At 74.0% G+C, this 17,334-nt stretch carries 11 protein-coding genes and 1 pseudogene; 5 read left to right on the top strand and 7 right to left on the bottom strand.

What is annotated here, in order from left to right:
* Positions 1–1,061: pseudogene (locus J1M40_RS00210) on the top strand (protein kinase); the annotation flags it as partial.
* Between the two features lie 116 nt (positions 1,062–1,177).
* On the opposite strand, the gene J1M40_RS00205 reads toward J1M40_RS00210, so the two are convergent.
* The 4 genes from J1M40_RS00205 to J1M40_RS00190 all read right to left on the bottom strand — a co-directional run bounded on the left by J1M40_RS00205 (position 1,178) and on the right by J1M40_RS00190 (position 6,533).
* On the bottom strand, positions 1,178–1,522 hold the full coding sequence (locus J1M40_RS00205) for a hypothetical protein (protein WP_010078527.1): 345 nt from the start codon (positions 1,520–1,522) through the stop codon (positions 1,178–1,180).
* Between the two features lie 18 nt (positions 1,523–1,540).
* Positions 1,541–3,406: a 2-oxoglutarate dehydrogenase, E2 component, dihydrolipoamide succinyltransferase gene (gene sucB, locus J1M40_RS00200; protein WP_036314088.1), complete on the bottom strand. Its 1,866-nt coding sequence runs from the start codon at positions 3,404–3,406 to the stop codon at positions 1,541–1,543.
* 98 nt (positions 3,407–3,504) lie between these two features.
* Positions 3,505–4,884, bottom strand: coding sequence for a dihydrolipoyl dehydrogenase (lpdA, locus tag J1M40_RS00195; protein ID WP_036314090.1), 1,380 nt, complete (start codon positions 4,882–4,884; stop codon positions 3,505–3,507).
* A gap of 116 nt (positions 4,885–5,000) precedes the next feature.
* Positions 5,001–6,533, bottom strand: coding sequence for a leucyl aminopeptidase (locus J1M40_RS00190; RefSeq protein WP_036314092.1), 1,533 nt, complete (start codon positions 6,531–6,533; stop codon positions 5,001–5,003).
* A gap of 234 nt (positions 6,534–6,767) precedes the next feature.
* On the opposite strand from J1M40_RS00190, the gene J1M40_RS00185 reads away from it, so the two are divergent.
* From J1M40_RS00185 to J1M40_RS00175, 3 genes are all read left to right on the top strand, one after another.
* Positions 6,768–7,724, top strand: a complete 957-nt coding sequence (locus J1M40_RS00185) for a PAC2 family protein (RefSeq protein ID WP_036314094.1) — start codon at positions 6,768–6,770, stop codon at positions 7,722–7,724.
* A 36-nt stretch (positions 7,725–7,760) separates the two neighbouring features.
* Complete coding sequence (locus tag J1M40_RS00180; protein ID WP_012750911.1) at positions 7,761–8,819, top strand: DUF4192 domain-containing protein; 1,059 nt, start codon at positions 7,761–7,763, stop codon at positions 8,817–8,819.
* A gap of 160 nt (positions 8,820–8,979) precedes the next feature.
* Positions 8,980–10,545 carry an RNA polymerase sigma factor gene (locus J1M40_RS00175; protein WP_205805457.1) on the top strand — a complete coding sequence of 522 codons (1,566 nt, stop codon included), beginning with the start codon at positions 8,980–8,982 and terminating at the stop codon, positions 10,543–10,545.
* Positions 10,546–10,610: 65 nt separating this feature from the next.
* Here J1M40_RS00175 and J1M40_RS00170 read toward each other — a convergent pair whose 3' ends face one another.
* Positions 10,611–10,820 carry a hypothetical protein gene (locus tag J1M40_RS00170; protein ID WP_002858172.1) on the bottom strand — a complete coding sequence of 70 codons (210 nt, stop codon included), beginning with the start codon at positions 10,818–10,820 and terminating at the stop codon, positions 10,611–10,613.
* Between the two features lie 252 nt (positions 10,821–11,072).
* Here J1M40_RS00170 and J1M40_RS00165 point away from each other — a divergent pair, with 252 nt between their 5' ends.
* Positions 11,073–13,178 (top strand): type IIA DNA topoisomerase subunit B, encoded by a 2,106-nt coding sequence (locus J1M40_RS00165; RefSeq protein WP_036314098.1) that lies wholly within the window; start codon positions 11,073–11,075, stop codon positions 13,176–13,178.
* Positions 13,179–13,320: 142 nt separating this feature from the next.
* On the opposite strand, the gene J1M40_RS00160 is transcribed toward J1M40_RS00165, so the two are convergent.
* The gene (locus J1M40_RS00160) at positions 13,321–14,394 is read right to left on the bottom strand and encodes an NAD(P)-dependent oxidoreductase (protein ID WP_036314100.1); all 1,074 of its coding nucleotides are present in this window, start codon (positions 14,392–14,394) and stop codon (positions 13,321–13,323) included.
* A complete protein-coding gene (locus J1M40_RS00155; protein ID WP_206450327.1) occupies positions 14,391–17,333 on the bottom strand; it encodes an alpha/beta fold hydrolase in 2,943 nt (980 codons plus the stop codon). The genes J1M40_RS00160 and J1M40_RS00155 overlap by 4 nt, the downstream gene beginning before the upstream one ends.
* Position 17,334: the final 1 nt, after the last annotated feature.

The raw sequence follows: 17,334 nt of genomic DNA, 5'->3' as shown, positions 1-17,334 counted from the left end.
GGGCGGAACCGGGGGCGTCTCCGGCGGTGGGGGCGCCGAGTGACGTCCATGCGTGGGCCGCCCTGGGCTGGTACGCGCTCACCGGTCGGGCGCCGGGCGCCGCCGGGCATCGGGCGCCGCTGCCCGTCCTGGTCCCCGAAGCGTCCCCCGAGCTCGCGCTGCTGCTCGATGCGGCGCTCTCCCCGGACCCGGCGGCGCGGCCGAGCGCGGAGGAGGCCGCCGCAGCCGTATACGCGACGGCCCGGCCCGAGCCGGTCCCGCTGGGAGAGGCCGCCCCCGCCGAGGTGGCGCACCTGCTGCCCACGGTGCTGCCGGGCTCCGGGCCCACGCGGCGACGCCGGGGACGACGCGCGGCTCCGAGACGGCGCGCGCTCGCGCGCCGACGGGGGGCGGCGCCACGCCGGGGCGTCCTCGTGGCCGCCGGGCTGGCCACCGCGCTGGCCGTCGGCGGCGGCACCGCCGGGCTGTGGTGGCCGGCGTCCCTGGGCGACGCGACGGAGGGGGCGCCGGAGCCGGCGGGCGCGGTGCCGGCCGGCACCTCGGTGGACGCGGCGCGCCCGGCGGACGGGACGCCGGAGAGCGGGACGCCGGCGAGGGTGCCGGACGCGGGTGCCCCCGGCGAAGACGCCGCCGGGGAGGACGCCGTCGACGTGGGCGAGGCGCTGGCCGCGGTCGGCCACGCCCGGACTGCCGCGCTCATCGACCCGGAGCCTGCGCGACTGGACGCCTACGCCGTGCCCGGGGGACCGGCGTGGGAGAACGACCGGGATCTGCTGCGCCGGCTGACGGACGAGGGGTTCGCCTTCTCCGGCCTCGAGGTGACGGTGGAGCAGGCCGGACCCGCCCGGCGGGCCGGGGACGACGCGCTGCGTGTCGACGCCGTGCTCCGGACGTCGGCCCACACCGTGCTGGACCGCGCGGGACGCGTGGCGGCGCATCGGGAGGCGACGGCCGAGGAGGTCGTGCTGGTCCTGCGCAGCGGCCACGGAGAGGGCCCCGAGGGGCGGGACAGCGGCGCGGCGGGTCGGACGTGGCGGGTCGAGACCGTCGATCCGCGCTGACCCCGGGCCCGGATCCAGCGCCGGAGGCCGGCGGTCCAGACGGGGGGACGCCGCGGGCCCCGGGGAGAAGCTCCCCGGGGCCCGCGGCGTGGTGCGGCGTCAGCCGCCTGGGCTGATCACTGCCAGAGGACGGCGACCAGGATGTTCACCAGGCCCAGACCGCCCACCGCGTGGGCCAGGCCCGTGGGCACGACCTCCCCGCGGTTGGACTTGCGGCGGCCGATCAGGGCGGCCACGAAGACGATGACGCCGATCAGGAACTTGACGCCCAGCTTCATGTGGTTCGGCTCCCCGCTCATGGCGAGGCCGAAAAGCACCACGCCGGAGACGATCATGCCCACGGAGCCCCACCACTGCGAGGTGGTGACGGTCGGGTTGCGGAAGTGCGCGAACCAACCGCCCACGATCGCTGCGGCGGACACGATGTGCACGGCCACCAGGATGCTGTGCAGGATATCCACAGTCCTTCTCCCTTTCCGTCAGAGACCCAGCTCGTTGGCGAACTCGCCGCCCTCGAGACGCTGACGCAGCGTCGTCAGGAAGCGGCCCGCGTCGGCCCCGTCCACCAGGCGGTGGTCGTAGGTCAGGGACAGGTACATCATGTGGCGGATGGCGATCGAGTCGTTGCCGTCCGCGTCGGTCACCACCATGGGGCGCTTGACGATCGCACCGATGCCCAGGATCGCGACCTGCGGCTGGTTGATGATCGGCGTGTCGAACAGCGCGCCCACGGAGCCGATGTTCGTGATCGAGAACGTGCCGCCCGAGAGCTCGTCCGGCGAGATCTTGTTCGTGCGGGTGCGCTCGGCCACGTCGGCGATCTTCTGGGCGAGGCCCGTCAGGTTCAGGGAGCCGGCGTCCTTGATGACGGGCACCAGCAGCCCCTTCTCCGTGTCCACGGCGATCGCGATGTCCTCGGACGCGTGGTACGTGATCTCCTTGTTGTCCTCGGAGAACGACGCGTTCAGCTTGGGGTGCTGCTTGAGGGCCTCGGCGACCGCCTTGGTGATGAACGGCAGGTACGTCAGGTTCACGCCGGCCTGCTGCTGGAAGGAGGCCTTGGCCTTCTTGCGCAGCTGCACGATGCGGGTGACGTCCACCTCGTGCACCTGGGTCAGCTGGGCGGACAGGTCGAGGGACTCGCGCATGCGCTGGGCGATGACCTGGCGGATGCGCGGCGCCTTCTCCACCTCGCCGCGGACCGAGGGGTCCACGGAGGAGCTCGCGGCCGGGGCGGACGCAGCGGCCGGGGCGGACGACGGGGCGGCAGCCTCGGAGGCCTGCTCGGCCGGAGCCTCGGACCCGCCCGCGGCGGCCTGCGAGGCCAGCGCGGCGGCGAGCACGTCCTGCTTGCGGATGCGGCCGCCGACGCCCGTGCCGCGAACCGTGGACAGGTCCACGTTGTTCTGGTGGGCCAGGCGGCGCACCAGCGGGGTCACGTAGCCCTGGCCGGGCTCGGTGGCGGAGGGCGCCTCGGCGGACTCGGCCTGCGCGGAGTCGCGCTCAGCGGACTCGCGCCGGGAGGCCTCCTCGGACGGAGACGCCTCCGGCGTCTTCTCCGACTTCTCGGCGCCGGCGGCCTCGGCGGCCTCCTCGGTCTCCTCGGGGGCCTCGGCCTCGGTCGCCTTGTCCTCGATCTCCTCGGCGGACGCCTCGTCCTGACCGGAGGAGCCCTCCGACGGGGCGGAGCCGCCGCCGGCGGAGCCGGAGCCGACGAGTGCGAGGACGGCGCCCACCTCGACGGTGTCGTCCTCCTCCGCACGGATCTCCAGGAGGGTGCCCGCCACGGGGGAGGGGATCTCGGTGTCGACCTTGTCGGTGGAGACCTCGAGCAGCGGCTCGTCGACCTCGACCTCGTCGCCGACGGACTTCAGCCAGCGGGTCACGGTGCCCTCGGTCACGGACTCGCCCAGCGCGGGCAGGGTGACCTCGGAGGCCTCGCCGCCGGCCGACGGGGCCCCGTCCGAGCCCTGGTCGGTGGAGGCGCGCTCCTCCGGAGCCGGCTCGCCTGCGGGCTCCTGCTGGGCGTCGTCCTGCTGCGCCTCCTCGACGGCGGGCTCCTCGGCCGCGGCGTCGTCCTCCGACGCGTCGGCGGAGCCGCCGCCGGAGCCGTCGCCGATCGTGGCCAGCGGGGCGCCGACCTCGACCGTGTCGTCCTCCTCGACCAGGATCTCCTCGAGCACGCCGGCCACGGGGGACGGGATCTCGGTGTCGACCTTGTCGGTGGAGACCTCCACCAGGGGCTCGTCGACGGCGACCTCGTCGCCGACGGCCTTGAGCCAGCGGGTCACGGTGCCCTCGGTGACGGATTCGCCCAGGGCGGGCAGGTTCACGGTTTCAGACATGGTTCCGATGCTCCTCATGAGGGGTGGGCGCCGGGGGCGCCCACCCGGGGTTGCGAGGTGGGCCCGACGCACGGGCCCGGGATGGTCAGTGCGGTGGGTCAGCTGTGCAGCGGGTGGCCGAACAGGGCCATGGCGGCCTCGCCCAGGGCCTCGTTCTGCGTGGGGTGCGCGTGCACGAACTGGGCGACGTCCTCGGGGTAGGCCTCCCAGTTCACGATGAGCTGCGCCTCGCCGATCTGCTCGCCGATGCGCTTGCCGATGCCGTGCACGCCCACGATCGGGCCGTTCTTCTGGCGGATCATCTTGATGATGCCGCCGGTGCCGAGGATCGAGGACTTGCCGTTGCCGGCCAGGTTGTACTCGGCGACCTCGACGTTGTCCTTGCCGAACTTCTCCTCCGCCTTGGGCTGGGTGTAGCCCACGGACATGATCTCCGGCTCGGTGAAGGTGACCTTCGGGATGTTGATGTCCTCGACGACCATCGGCTTGTTGCCGGCGATCTCCTCGGCCACGAAGATGCCCTGCTGGAAGCCGCGGTGCGCCAGCTGCAGACCGGGAACGATGTCGCCCACGGCGTAGATGCTGCCGACGCCGGTGTGCAGACGCTCGTCGGTGAGGACGAAGCCGCGGTCCATCTTGACGCCCTGCTCCTCGTAGCCGAGGCCCTCGGTGTTCGGGCCGCGGCCGACGGCGACGAGGCAGACCTCGGCCTCGAACTCCTTGCCGTCCGCGAGGGTCACCTTGACGCCCGAGTCGGTCTCCTCGACCTTGTCGAAGAACGTGCCCAGGTTGGTCTTGATGCCCTTCTTCTTGAACTCGCGCTCGAGGACCTTGATGATCGCCGGGTCCTCGTTGGGGACCAGGGTCTTCAGGCCCTCGATGATGGTGACGTCGACGCCGAAGGAGTTCCACAGGGACGCGAACTCGGAGCCGATGACACCGCCGCCGAGCACGATGGCCGACTTCGGGGTGTAGTCCAGCTCGAGGGCCTCCGTGGAGGTCATGATCTTCTTGGAGATGGGCAGGCCCATGGTCTTGGCCACGGAGCCGGAGGCCAGCACGATGTTCTCCGCCGTGTAACGGGTGCCGTCGACCTCGACCTCGTTCTTCGAGACGAGCTTGCCCTCGCCCTCGATGACCTGGACCTTGCGCATCTTCAGCAGGCCGGCCAGACCCTTGTGCTTGCCGGCGACGATGCCGTCCTTGTAGTCGCGCACCTTCGCCATGTCCACGGACTCGAGGGTCGCGTTGATACCGAACTTGGCGGCGTTGCGGGTCTCGTCGGCCACCTCGGCGGCGTGCAGGTAGGCCTTCGTGGGGATGCAGCCCCAGTGCAGGCAGGTGCCGCCGACCTTGGACTTCTCCACGAGGGCGACGGACTTGCCGTACTGCACGGAACGCAGGGCTGCGGCGTACCCGGCGGAGCCACCGCCGAGGACGAGGACGTCGAATTCCTGAGCGGTTGCCTTGTCGGCCACGGTGTTGCTCCTTGGTGCTGGGATCGGTGGATCGTGGTGGTGGTGCGTCACCGTCATCCCCGGCCGTCGGCGGCGGGCCGCGCGGCCGGGGGACGCGGTGGACATCGGGACCAACCTTACCGGGCACGCCCCTCGATGAGACCCACCAGGGTCCGCACCATCACGCCGGTGGCATCCTGCGGGGTGTAGCCGTACGCGGCCGACTCGTTGAAGGAGGGGCCGGCGATGTCGAGGTGGGCCCAGGGGGTCCGTGCGGCGTCGTCGTCCTGCGGCCGTCCGGCGTCGACGAATTCGCGCAGGAAGGTGGCGGCGGTCATCATGCCGCCGAAGCGGTCGCCCATGTTGGAGATGTCCGCGACGCGCGAATTGAGCGAGGCGCGCAGCTGCTCCGGCAGGGGCATGCCCCACGCGAGCTCCCCGGCGGCGTCGGCCGCGGCGACGACCTCGTCGCGCAGCGCGTCGTCACCCATGACGCCGGTGTGGCGCACGCCGAGGGCGACCAGCTGGGCACCGGTGAGGGTGGCCACGTCGAGCACCGCGTCGGGTCGCTCGTCGGTGGCCGCCACGAGGGCGTCGGCCATGACGACGCGGCCCTCGGCGTCCGTGTTCATGACCTCCACGGTCTTGCCGCCGTACATCGTGATGACGTCGGACGGGCGGATGGCGGTGCCCGAGGGCATGTTCTCGGCCAGCGCCAGCCAGCCGGTCACCTTCACAGGGACGTCCAGGGCCGCGGCGGCGCGCACGACGGCGAAGACGGTGGCGGCGCCGGCCATGTCCGACTTCATCGTCATCATCGAGGCGGCGGGCTTCAGCGAGATGCCGCCCGTGTCGAAGGTGATGCCCTTGCCCACCAGCGCGATGTGCGCGGCGGCGTCGGCCGGCGCGTGCTCGATGCGCACGAGCCGCGGCGGGCGGGAGGAGCCCTGGCCGATCGCGAGGATGCCGCCGAAGCCCTCGGCGCGCAGGCGGTCCTCGTCCCACACGTCCACGCTCACGGACGAGTCCGCGAGGTCCTCCGCGACGGCGTCCGCGAACGTGGCCGGGTAGAGGTGCGAGGGGGCCGTGTTCACCAGGTCGCGCACGGCGCAGACCGCGTCGCCCACGACGGCGGCCCGGCGCAGCACGGGGTCGGCGTCCGCGGCGGCGAGCGGGGTGACGACCTCGAGCTCGCGGACGGGACGGGACGAGTCCGCCTCGGCGCGGGCGCGCTCGGACTTCTGGGCGGTGAAGGCGTACGCACCCAGGACGGCGCCCTCGGCGACGGCGGCCAGTCGGGCCGGGGTGTCGGCCGGCAGGGCCAGGGCCACGGCGTCGGTGCCGGCCAGGGAGCGCACGGCAGCCCCAGCGGCGCGGCGCAGGGACTCGTCCGAGGCCTCGCCGTCGTCGTCCAGACCGCCGACGCCGGCCAGGACCAGCAGCGGCACCGGCACGCCGCCCAGCCCCGGGAGGCGGTGGACCTCGTCCTCGGCGCCCCGCACGCCCAGCAGCTCGAACGAGGCCTCGAGGGCGGTGGCCGCCTCGGCCGGCAGCGCGTCCGTCAGGAGCACGGGGCCGTCCGGACCGGTGCCCACCCCCACCACGAGGGCGGAGGCGGTCAGGTCCTCCAGGGCGCGGGCGGTCAGGGTCGGGCGGTCCAGGGTGATCACGGACGGGCCTCTCTTCCGGCGGTGGGGGGATGCGCCCGGCGGGGTGGGCCGGGCCGTCCCGCGTCATCCTAGTCAGAGGGCTCGCGCGCCCGTCCAGGGCGCGCGGGCGCGGAATAGGAGGGTGCCGTGCCGTGGTTGACTGACGCCAGAGGACAGGGAGGGATGTGCGTCCGTCGCCATCCGGGCGGCGGGGACGACTCTCCCGCAGACGGACCACCGGAAGGGGAACGAGACGTGCAGGACGCCGCGCCGCTGTACACCCGTCATGAGGGGGCGCCCGTGCCCCCCGGCCTGGGCATGCTCGTGGCCCTGACCGGGCACATGGACGCGGGCCGGGTCGCTCGGCAGGTGCGGGCCGCGCTGCACGAGCACCTGACCCATCGGACCGTCGTCTCCTTCGACGTCGACTCGATGTTCGACTACCGCGCCCGGCGTCCCCGGCTCCGGTTCGACCGGGACCGCTACCGTGATCTGCGCCTGCCCGCGCTCGAGGTGCAGCTGGTCGAGGACCTGCTCGGCCACCCCTTCCTGCTGCTGTCCGGCCCCGAGCCGGACTTCCGGTGGCAGGCGGTGACGGAGGCCGTGCTCGGCCTCGCGCAGGAGTGGGAGGTGGACTCGCTCACCTTCCTCGACGCGGCCCCGCTGCCCGTGCCGCACACGCGGCGGCTCGGGGTCACGACGCACGGGTCCCGCGCCGACGCCGTCGAGGGGCTGTCCACCTGGAGCCCGGAGGCGGACATCGTCGCGGGGCTGCTGCAGATGCTCGAGCTGCGCGCCGAGGAGGCGGACCTGCCGACGGCGGGCTACACCGTCCATGTGCCGCACTACGTGGCCGAGGCGTCCTTCCCCCAGGCGGCCGTGGCCGCGCTCGAGTACGCGGGGGCCGCCATGGGGCTCATGCTGCCCTCGGACGACCTGCGAGACGCCTCGCGGGACATCGAGGCCGAGCTGGAGCGCCAGGTCTCCGGGTCCGGGGAGATCCAGCAGATGATCGCCGGCCTGGAGCGCAACTACGACCAGAACGCCGAGGACCAGGAGCGGTCGTTGCTCGAGACCGAGCAGGGCCTGCCCGACGGCGACGAACTCGCCTCCGCCGTCGAGGCGTACCTCGCCGCGCGGGACGCCGGCGGCGGGTCCGCTCCTGCACAGGAGGACGGACCCGGCCGTCCGTCCACCGACGACGGGGACTGATTCCACCGCGGGGGCCCGGTCGGCGAGGGTGGCGGCATGGAAGCCCCCACCTCGCTCGACGCCCCCGTCCTGCCGGCCCGCGGCCCGGAGGACCTGCTCGCCTACGTCGGCCACGCCCTCGGGCGGTTGCCCGAGGACAGCCTCGTCCTCCTCACCCTGCACGACGGGCGCCTGCGCGCTGTGGTGCGGGTCGATCTGCCTCCCGAGGAGGTCGACGTCGACGCTTGGGCCTGCGCCGTGGCCGAGGTGTGCCGGCGGGACGCGGCAGCGGACGCGACGCTCTGCCTCGCGTTGCCGGACGGCGCCCGAGCCACGCTGACCCGTCCCGGCTGGGCCGCGGCGCTCGACGACGCCCTGGCGTCCGCGGGTCGCCCCCTGGCCGCGGCCTGGACGTGCGCGCACGGACGGGCGCGCCCCTGGTGGGGGAGCAGCATCGCCGAGGAGGGCACCCTCGACCCCCGAGCCGCGCCGCTGTCCCTGCACCTGATGACCCGCGGTTCGGTCTGGGACCGCGCGGCGGTGTCCGACCCGGTCCCGCGTCGTGGTCCCGCCGCGGCCCGGCCCGACGACGCGCGGTGGCGGCCGCCCGAGCAGGACGCGCCCCCGGCACGCCGCGCGTGGCTGGCGCAGTGGGAGCCGGTGCTGACCGGCACGGCGCGTGGCCGCGGTGCGCCCGCACCCGCCGTGCTGGGCTCGCCGCTGACGCGTCCGGCCTGGCGCGACGGCCTGCTGCTCCATGCCGCCGCGCCGTCCGGCGCGGCCACGGGGGATCCGGGGGACGAGGAACGGATCCTCACCGCGGCCTCGCGCCGGGCGCCGGCCTGGGACCGGCTGGACGCCCTGCGGGCGGGGCTGCGCGCGCTCGTGCCCGTCGCGACGCCGGCCGTGGCGGCTCAGGCCCTGGCACTGGCCGGGTGGGTCGGCTGGGCCCGCGGCCACGGCTCCGACGCGGACGCCCACCTGACCGCGGCGGCGGCGCTGAGTCCCGGCGACCCGTTCGTCTCCGTCCTGCGACGCATCGTGGCCGCGGGGTGCGTCGCAGGCTGGGCGACCGACCCGGCCACCGCGTGGCGGCCCGACGGTGGCCGCCCATGAGAGAATGATGCGGCTTCACGACGGCACGGCCGACCGCAGCCCGTTTCCCGGGTTCGGAATAGATCGGTCTCAGCCGTCGTTGGCACTCACGGACCCTGCAGTCGGCGGGCCCGGACGACGTCGGTCGTCCGAGGCCGCGACTTGACAGGGTCACGTGTCTATGGACTGCAAGGATCCGCGGGTGGCCGCGGACGAGACGGAAAGGCCTCGAGTGACCACTTCGACGACCAGCGGTGTGCAGGACGGCAAGGAGACCACTGCCTCCGAGGCCACGACCACGCGCACCCGCTCCACGGCAGCCAAGAAGTCGGCAGCCAAGAAGTCGGCAGCCACGAAGAGCGCCACGACCAAGGGCGCCACGACGCGGACGACCGCGACGAAGTCGGCGGCGACCAAGACCGCTGCCACGCCGACGGCCAAGAAGAAGGCGACCCGGAAGCCCACCGCGGCCAAGACCACCGCCACGGCCAAGACCACCGCCGCGAAGAAGACCGCCACGACCGGGGGCAAGAAGGCCACCGCGTCCGCCGCCTCCGCCGAGCAGGCCGAGGACGACGAGGAGCTCGTCCAGGCGCGCGAGCGCACCGAGGCCGCGGACGCCGTCGAGGAGGACGTGGTGGCGGACGAGACCGCCACCGAAGACTCTGATGATGAGGACGCGGACGGCTCGGACGCTCCGGAGCGTCCGGCGATGGACGCGGAGGCCGTGACCGGCACGACGGCCGCCACAGGCCAGAAGGTGGCCCAGTCCAAGGGCGCGTTCGTCATGGACGACTCCGAGGACGACGCCCCGGTGCAGCAGGTGGTCGTGGCGGGCGCCACGGCGGACCCGGTGAAGGACTACCTGAAGCAGATCGGCAAGGTCGCCCTGCTCAACGCCGAGCAGGAGGTGGACCTGGCCATGCGCATCGAGGCCGGCCTCTACGCCGAGCACGTCGTGCAGCACGAGGCCTCCGACGACTACCGCGAGCGCCGGGACATCCAGCTGATCATCGCGGACGGGCGCAAGGCCAAGAACCACCTGCTCGAGGCCAACCTGCGTCTGGTGGTCTCCCTGGCCAAGCGCTACACCGGTCGCGGCATGCTGTTCCTGGACCTCATCCAGGAGGGCAACCTCGGCCTGATCCGCGCCGTCGAGAAGTTCGACTACACCAAGGGCTTCAAGTTCTCCACGTATGCCACGTGGTGGATCCGTCAGGCCATCACCCGCGCCATGGCGGACCAGGCCCGCACCATCCGCATCCCGGTGCACATGGTGGAGGTCATCAACAAGCTGGCCCGCGTGCAGCGGCAGATGCTCCAGGACCTCGGCCGCGAGCCCACCCCGGAGGAGCTGGCCAAGGAGCTGGACATGACCCCGGAGAAGGTCGTGGAGGTGCAGAAGTACGGCCGCGAGCCCATCTCCCTGCACACCCCGCTCGGCGAGGACGGCGACTCCGAGTTCGGCGACCTGATCGAGGACTCCGAGGCCGTGGTGCCCGCGGACGCCGTCTCCTTCACGCTGCTCCAGGAGCAGCTGCACTCGGTGCTGGACACCCTTTCCGAGCGCGAGGCCGGCGTCGTCGCCATGCGCTTCGGCCTGACCGACGGCCAGCCCAAGACGCTGGACGAGATCGGCAAGGTCTACGGAGTGACACGAGAGCGCATCCGCCAGATCGAGTCGAAGACCATGTCCAAGCTGCGTCACCCCTCCCGCTCGCAGGTGCTCCGGGACTACCTGGACTGAGTCGGAGCGGCATGATGAAGGGCCGGACCCCCGCGGGGGTCCGGCCCTTCGTCATGCCGGGCGCGTCAGGCGCCGGCGGTGAGGCGGTCCGTCTCGTCCTGCCACAGCGCGGCCTGGGGACGCAGCGCGTCCTCGACGGCGCGGGCGTGGTGGGCGCAGAACTGGAGGGCACCGCCCGAGTGCAGCACGGCGCGGACGTAGGCCTGCGCGCCGCAGCGGTCGCAGCGGTCGGAACGGGTGAGGGCGGCCGGCTCGGCCACGGCGGTGATGGACATGGTGTCCTCCTCGGGTCTCTCGGGGCTGGAGGGCGACGACGCCGGTGGGGCGGGTCGGTCCTCCTCTTGTCCCATGGAACAGCAAGGATGGCAGGGAACTTCCCCGCGCGCCCGCCCCGCACCCGCGTTTCGCCACCCGCGTACGCAAGCAGCCGGGCCGGGCTGCCCAGGGACGTCCGGCCCGAACCCTGGCGTGTCCGGCCCGCGGAGTAGGCTGGACCGGCCGCCGTCGTCCACCGAAAGGCCCGCCCCGTGCCCGCGAACACCGAGTACAACGCCCGCCACCTCTCCGTGCTGGAGGGGCTCGAGGCCGTCCGCAAGCGGCCGGGCATGTACATCGGCTCCACCGATTCCCGCGGCCTCATGCACTGCCTCTGGGAGATCATCGACAACTCGGTGGACGAGGCTCTGGCCGGCTTCGGGCAGTCGATCGAGATCACCCTGCATCCGGACGGCTCCGTCGAGGTCGAGGACAACGGGCGCGGCATCCCCGTGGACGTGGAGCCGCGCACCGGCCTGTCCGGTGTCGAGGTGGTGTTCACCAAGCTCCACGCCGGCGGCAAGTTCGGCGGCGGTTCCTACGCCGCCTCGGGTGGCCTGCACGGCGTGGGCGCGTCGGTGGTCAATGCCCTGTCCTCGCGCCTGGACGTGCAGGTGCTGCGCGGCGGCAAGGTCCACCAGATGTCGTTCCGGCGCGGCGAGCCGGGCCGCTTCCAGGACGGGTCGCGCCCGTCGCCGGCCGCCCCGTTCGAGCCGTCCACGGACGCCTCGCCGCTGGACGTCGTCGGGAAGGCCAAGCGCGGGCAGACCGGCACGCGCGTGCGCTACTGGGCGGACGAGCAGATCTTCGTGAAGGACGCGACGTTCTCCGCCGAGGAGCTCCAGGCGCGGGCGCGCCAGACCGCCTACCTGATCCCGGGCCTGCGGATCACAGTCAAGGACCTGCGCCGCCGACCCGGCACGCCCGGCGCCGACGGCCCGGTCGAGGAGGTCTTCCAGTACGACGGCGGCATCTCCGAGTTCGTGGAGCACCTCACGCCCGCCACCCCGGTGACGGACGTGTGGCGGATCCAGGGCTCCGGCACCTTCAAGGAGCGGGTCCCGGTGCTCGGCGAGGACGGGCGCACCTCCATGCAGGATGTGCAGCGCACGTGCGAGGTGGACGTCGCCCTGCGCTGGGACGTCGGCTACGACACCGTGTTCCGGTCCTTCGTGAACATCATCGCCACGCCCAAGGGCGGCACCCACCAGTCCGGGTTCGAGGCGGCACTGCTGAAGGTGTTCCGGGCCCAGGTGGAGGCCAACGCGCGCCGGCTCAAGGCCGGGTCGGACAAGGTGGAGAAGGACGACGTGCTGGCCGGCATGACCGCCGTCCTGACGGTGCGGCTCGCCGAGCCGCAGTTCGAGGGGCAGACCAAGGAGATCCTCGGCACCTCCGCGGTGCGGCGGATCGTCTCCCAAGTGGTGGAGAAGCAGCTGACCGCCCGCCTCACCTCCACGGCCCGCGCCCAGAAGCAGCAGGTGCACACGCTGCTGGAGAAGGTCGTCGCCGAGATGAAGTCGCGCATCTCCGCGCGCACCCACAAGGAGAACCAGCGGCGCAAGAACGCCCTGGAGACCTCGACGATGCCGGCCAAGCTGGCGGACTGCCGCAGCAACGACGTCGCCTCCTCCGAGCTGTTCATCGTCGAGGGCGACTCGGCGCTCGGCACCGCCAAGCTGGCCCGGTCCTCCGACTTCCAGGCCCTGCTGCCGATCCGGGGCAAGATCCTGAACGTGCAGAAGGCCTCCGTCTCGGACATCCTGGCCAACGCCGAGTGCGCGGCGCTGATCCAGGTCGTCGGGGGCGGCGCGGGGCGCAGCTTCGACCTGGATGCGGCCCGCTACGGCAAGGTCGTGCTGATGACAGACGCGGACGTGGACGGTGCCCACATCCGCACCCTCCTGCTGACGCTCTTCTTCCGCTACATGCGGCCCATGGTCGAGGCCGGGCGCGTGTACGCGGCCGTCCCGCCGCTGCACCGGATCGAGGCGGTGACCCGCGGCGTCAAGGAACGCGAGGTCATCTACACGTACTCGGAGCAGGAGCTCCACGCGACGCTCGCCCGCCTGGAGCGGGAGGGCCGCTCGTACCGCGAGCCGATCCAGCGCTACAAGGGCCTGGGCGAGATGGACGCGGACCAGCTGGCCGAGACCACCATGGACCCGCGCCACCGCATGCTCCGCCGCGTGAACATCGCCGAGGTGGAGGCCGCCGAGCGCGTCTTCGACCTGCTCATGGGCTCCGCGGTGGCCCCGCGCAAGGACTTCATCGTCTCCCACGCCGACGAGCTGGACCGCGAGCGCATCGACGCCTGACCCCCCACTTTCGTTCGGGAAACGGCGGCCCCAGGAGCGTCGTCGTTCGGGAAACGGCGGGCACCGAGGCGACGGCGGCGCAGTCGCCGCCGTTTCCCGAACGAAAGCCCTGGGCGGGCGCCCGTGCCGACCGCGGCGGACGTCAGCGGTCGCGGTAGTACGCCGCGACGCGGTGCAGGCCCTCGTCGATGCTCACGGTCGGCGTCCACGCGAGGACCTCCCGGGTGCGCCGCTGGTCGAACCAGTGGGCGGTCGAGAGCTGCTCGGCGAGGAACTCGGTCAGCGGCGGCTCGCCGTCGTCGGAGCCCACGCCCCGGGACCGCAGCCCGAACAGGTCCCGCTCCCACGCCCGCTCGATCAGGGCGCCGGCGCGCCGGGCCAGGCCCGCCGGGACGCGGCGCTCGGGCTCCGCGGCACCGCCCGCCAGCGCGATCTGGCGGATCAGCTCACCGACCGGTCGCGGCTCGCCGTTGGTGACCACGAGGGCCTCGCCGTGGTGCACGTCCGCCGCGGACAGGGCCGCCACCACGGCCTCGACGGCGTTGGCCGTGTACAGCGTGTCGACCAGGGGAGCGCCCGTGCCGAGCACGGGCATCCGCCCGGCCCGCGCACGCTGCACGATCCGGTCGGTGAGCTGCAGGTCCCCGGGCCCCCACATCAGGTGGGGGCGCAGCACGAGGACGCGGAAGTCGTCGCGGTCGGCGGCCAGGGCCAGACGCTCGCCCGCCGCCTTCGTGCGGGCGTAGGGCCCGCGCGCGTGCTCGGGGCTGGCGGCTCCGGCGCCCTCACCGACGATGGAGTCGCCGGCGTGCGCCACGGAGGGGGAGGAGACGTGGACGAAGCGTCGCACGCCGTGGCGCTGCGCGGCGTGCAGCAGGATGCGCGTGCCCTCGACGTTCACGGCCTCGTACTCGTGCTCGGGGCCGGACACGGACACCTTCGCGGCCACGTGCACCACGGTGTCCGCGCCGGTCAGGGCCTCCTCGACGGCGGCCGGGTCGGTCACGGACCCGCGCACGTCCCGCGCACCGGGCACGCCCGAGGGACGCCGCTGCAGGGTGGTCACGTCGTTGCCGGCATCGGCGAGCACCCGGGCGACGCCCGCGCCCAGCAGCCCCGAGGCGCCGGTCACCAGGACGCGGCGGGACTCGAGGCGCTCGACGAGGTCGGGCATGCCGGCGGCGTCGAGGCCGACGTCGTAGCCGAAGCCGCTCACAGCGCACCCGCCTTCCCGCCGGCGAGCACGGCCTCCGCCCAGTCGGCCACCCGGGCGCGGTCGATCTTGGAGTTGTGCCGGATGTCGGTGGGGATCTCATCCGCCACGAGCACCGCGGCCACCGGCAGCGGCTCGAGGGCCGCGCGCACGGCGGAGGCCAGCGCGGTCGGGGCGAGGCCCTGCTTGGGTCGGCCGTCGCGGTGGTGACCCGGGCGTCGCGCCGGGCGCGTGGCCGGCACGGCCGCCTCCACGACGACGACCACGGCCTGCGTGCCCCGGGGCCCGACGCCGACGACGGCGCTGCGCCGCACCGGCCCGAGCGCGTCGACGGTCTTCTCGGGCCCGCCCGGACCGACCGGGCCCTCGGGCGTGGTGATCACGTGTTGGAGCCGACCCTCGAGCCAGACGCGGCCCTCGGCGTCGAAGTGGCCGACGTCGGCGGTGCGGTGCCATACCCGGCCGTCCCGCCGCCACAGCCCGTCGCGCTTGCTCTGCTGGTCGGTGTGCCAGAGCGCGTCGTAGCGGTCCTTCAGGTGGGGGGCGCTGACCACGATCTCGCCGAGGACGCCGTGGCCCCGCGCGGGGTCGAGGATGACGTCGTCGGCGCTGCCGTCCTCGAGGAGCGGCGCGATGGCCAGGGACACCGTGGGCAGCGCGGAGCCCACACAGACGCCCGCGTCGTCGGCGGTGCGCAGGCGCTGCACCTCGTCGCCGTCGATGTCCGTGAGCAGCAGCCCCTCGGTCATGCCCCACGGCGTGTGGACCCGGGCGTTCGGCATGAGGTCCGAGACTTGCCGCATCAGCTGCGGGTGCACGGGGGCGCCGGCCGAGAGCACGAGCCGCACGGCGTCGAGCGCCTCGCGCTGGGGAGCGTCGAGCCCGTCGGCGGTCGCGACCACGTTCGCCAGGGCGGCGGGGGAGGCGAACAGCACGCTCGACTGCCCGGCGATCGCGGCGTCGGCCAGCTTCTGCGCGGTGAGGGTGGCCGGCTGGGTGACGTCCATGTCCGGGGAGACGGACGCGGCGCCGAGGGCGGGTCCGAGCAGCGCGAACGGGGCGAAGCCGGCCAGCAGGGACCCGCCCGGGCGGATGCCCAGGGTGCGGGAGATCAGCGCCACGAGGCGGCCCAGCCGCTCGTGCGTGTACACGACGCCCTTGGCCGGGCCCGTGGAGCCGGAGGTGAACAGCACCGCGGCGTCTGCGTCCAGGGCGGGCTCGGGCAGCACGGTGCCGTGCTCGTCGACGGCGTCGCCCGCGGCCGGGTCGCGGTGGCGGTCCACCATCGCGTAGAGCGAGTCGGAGACGTCGAGCAGGCGGCGCTGGGCGGCGCCCGGCTCGGTCACGGAGATCCGGGTGCCCGGCCACGACTGGGCACGGGCGAGCGTCAACCCGGGGGTGCGGCCGATGATCCACCGGGGGCGGGCCGACTTCATCGCCCGGGTCATGCCCTTGACGCCGAGGCCCTGGTCGGCCACCACGGCGACGGCGCCCACGCGCAGCACGGCGTACAGGGCCGCCGACAGGTCGCGACCCGGCGGCACGAGCATGGCGACCCGGTCGCCCGGCCGCATGCCCGCGGCCCACAGCCCGGTGGCGATGGCCGAGACCATCTCCTGCAGCTCACCCCAGGTGACGGCCACGGGTCGGCGGGCGGTGCCCACCAGCGAGCGGCCGGCCTGGGCGCCGGCCATGTCCACCAGCGCGGTGTACTCGCGGTGGTCCGAGCCGGGGGCGCCCCAGTCGCGCAGGTGGTCCCAGAGCCGGACCACCCCGGGATCGCGGGCTCCGGGCTCCTCCCCGAGGTCCACCTCCAGGCCCGGGTCGGCGGCCGCGTCGGTGGTGGCGTGCGGGACGGGGCCCGGCAGCCCCGAGGCGGGGTCGGAGAGCTGGCCGCCACGCAGCAGCTGGGCCCACTGCAGCAGGGGCGCGGTGATGTCGCGGTCGTCCACGAGCAGGTGTCCCGCCTGCTCGTAACGGTGCACGCGCGCGCGGGGCAGGCGGTCGCGGAGGTCGTCGAGGTAGCGGTCCAGGAAGACCGGGTCGTCGGCGCCCCACAGGATGAGGGCGGGCACGTCGGTGCGGCCCAGGGAGGCGAGGTCCTCGCCCACCCGCTGCAGTTCGGGATGGCTGCCGTGGCCGGGGTCGGCCGGGATGTCCGCGACGAAGCCGCCGACGCCGCCGCGTCGGGCCGCCGCGTCGTAGGGCAGGTGGTAGGCCGCCCGGGTCTCGCGGTCGAGGGCCGGCGTGGCGAGGGAGGTCGTCACGGAGAGGAAGGCGTCCGTGGTGACGGTGGAGGCCGGCAGGACGGGCCCGGCGAGGGCGGCCTGCAGCGGGGCGGGGATCGGCGCCCCCTCGGGCTGGTGGACCGCGGTGTTCAGGGTCGCGACGCCGGCCACCAGCTCCGGATGACGCGCCGCCCAGCCGAGGGACACGACGCCGCCCCAGTCGTGGCCGAGCGTGATCAGCGGGTGGCCGGTGGCTGCCAGGTCGCGCAGCCCGAGAGCCGCCAGCAGCGCGTCCAGGTCGGCGATGCGGCCGCCCAGCGTGCGGTAGGTGTCGCCGGCACGGCCCATCGACGCGGCGGACGGGTAGCCCGCGTGCGCGAGGCGCTCGGAGAAGCCCATGTCCAGCTGGTCCGGCGCCACGACGCGCCACGCGGCCATGCCCCGGCGTGCCCGGCGCACGGTCTCCGCGAGCAGGGACCGCCACAGCCAGGACCACGTCGGGTTGCCGTGCACCGCCACGATCGTGCCGACGATCTCCGCCCCGGCCGCCGCGAGCACGGGTCCGGTGTCCGCCACGTGCAGCGTCCGCACGGTCCCCTCCGGGTCCGCGGCGGAGCGGATCTCCACGAGGCGGGACCACGCCGGGTCCCAGCCGGGCAGTCGGTCGGCCGGCGGCAGGGCGGCGGGGGCGGCGGGGAGCTCTGGCTCCTTCAGC

The organism is Micrococcus sp. KRD026 (assembly GCF_017168445.1).
In the GTDB taxonomy this organism is placed as follows: domain Bacteria; phylum Actinomycetota; class Actinomycetes; order Actinomycetales; family Micrococcaceae; genus Micrococcus; species Micrococcus luteus.
This window is presented reverse-complemented; position numbering and strand designations above follow the sequence as displayed.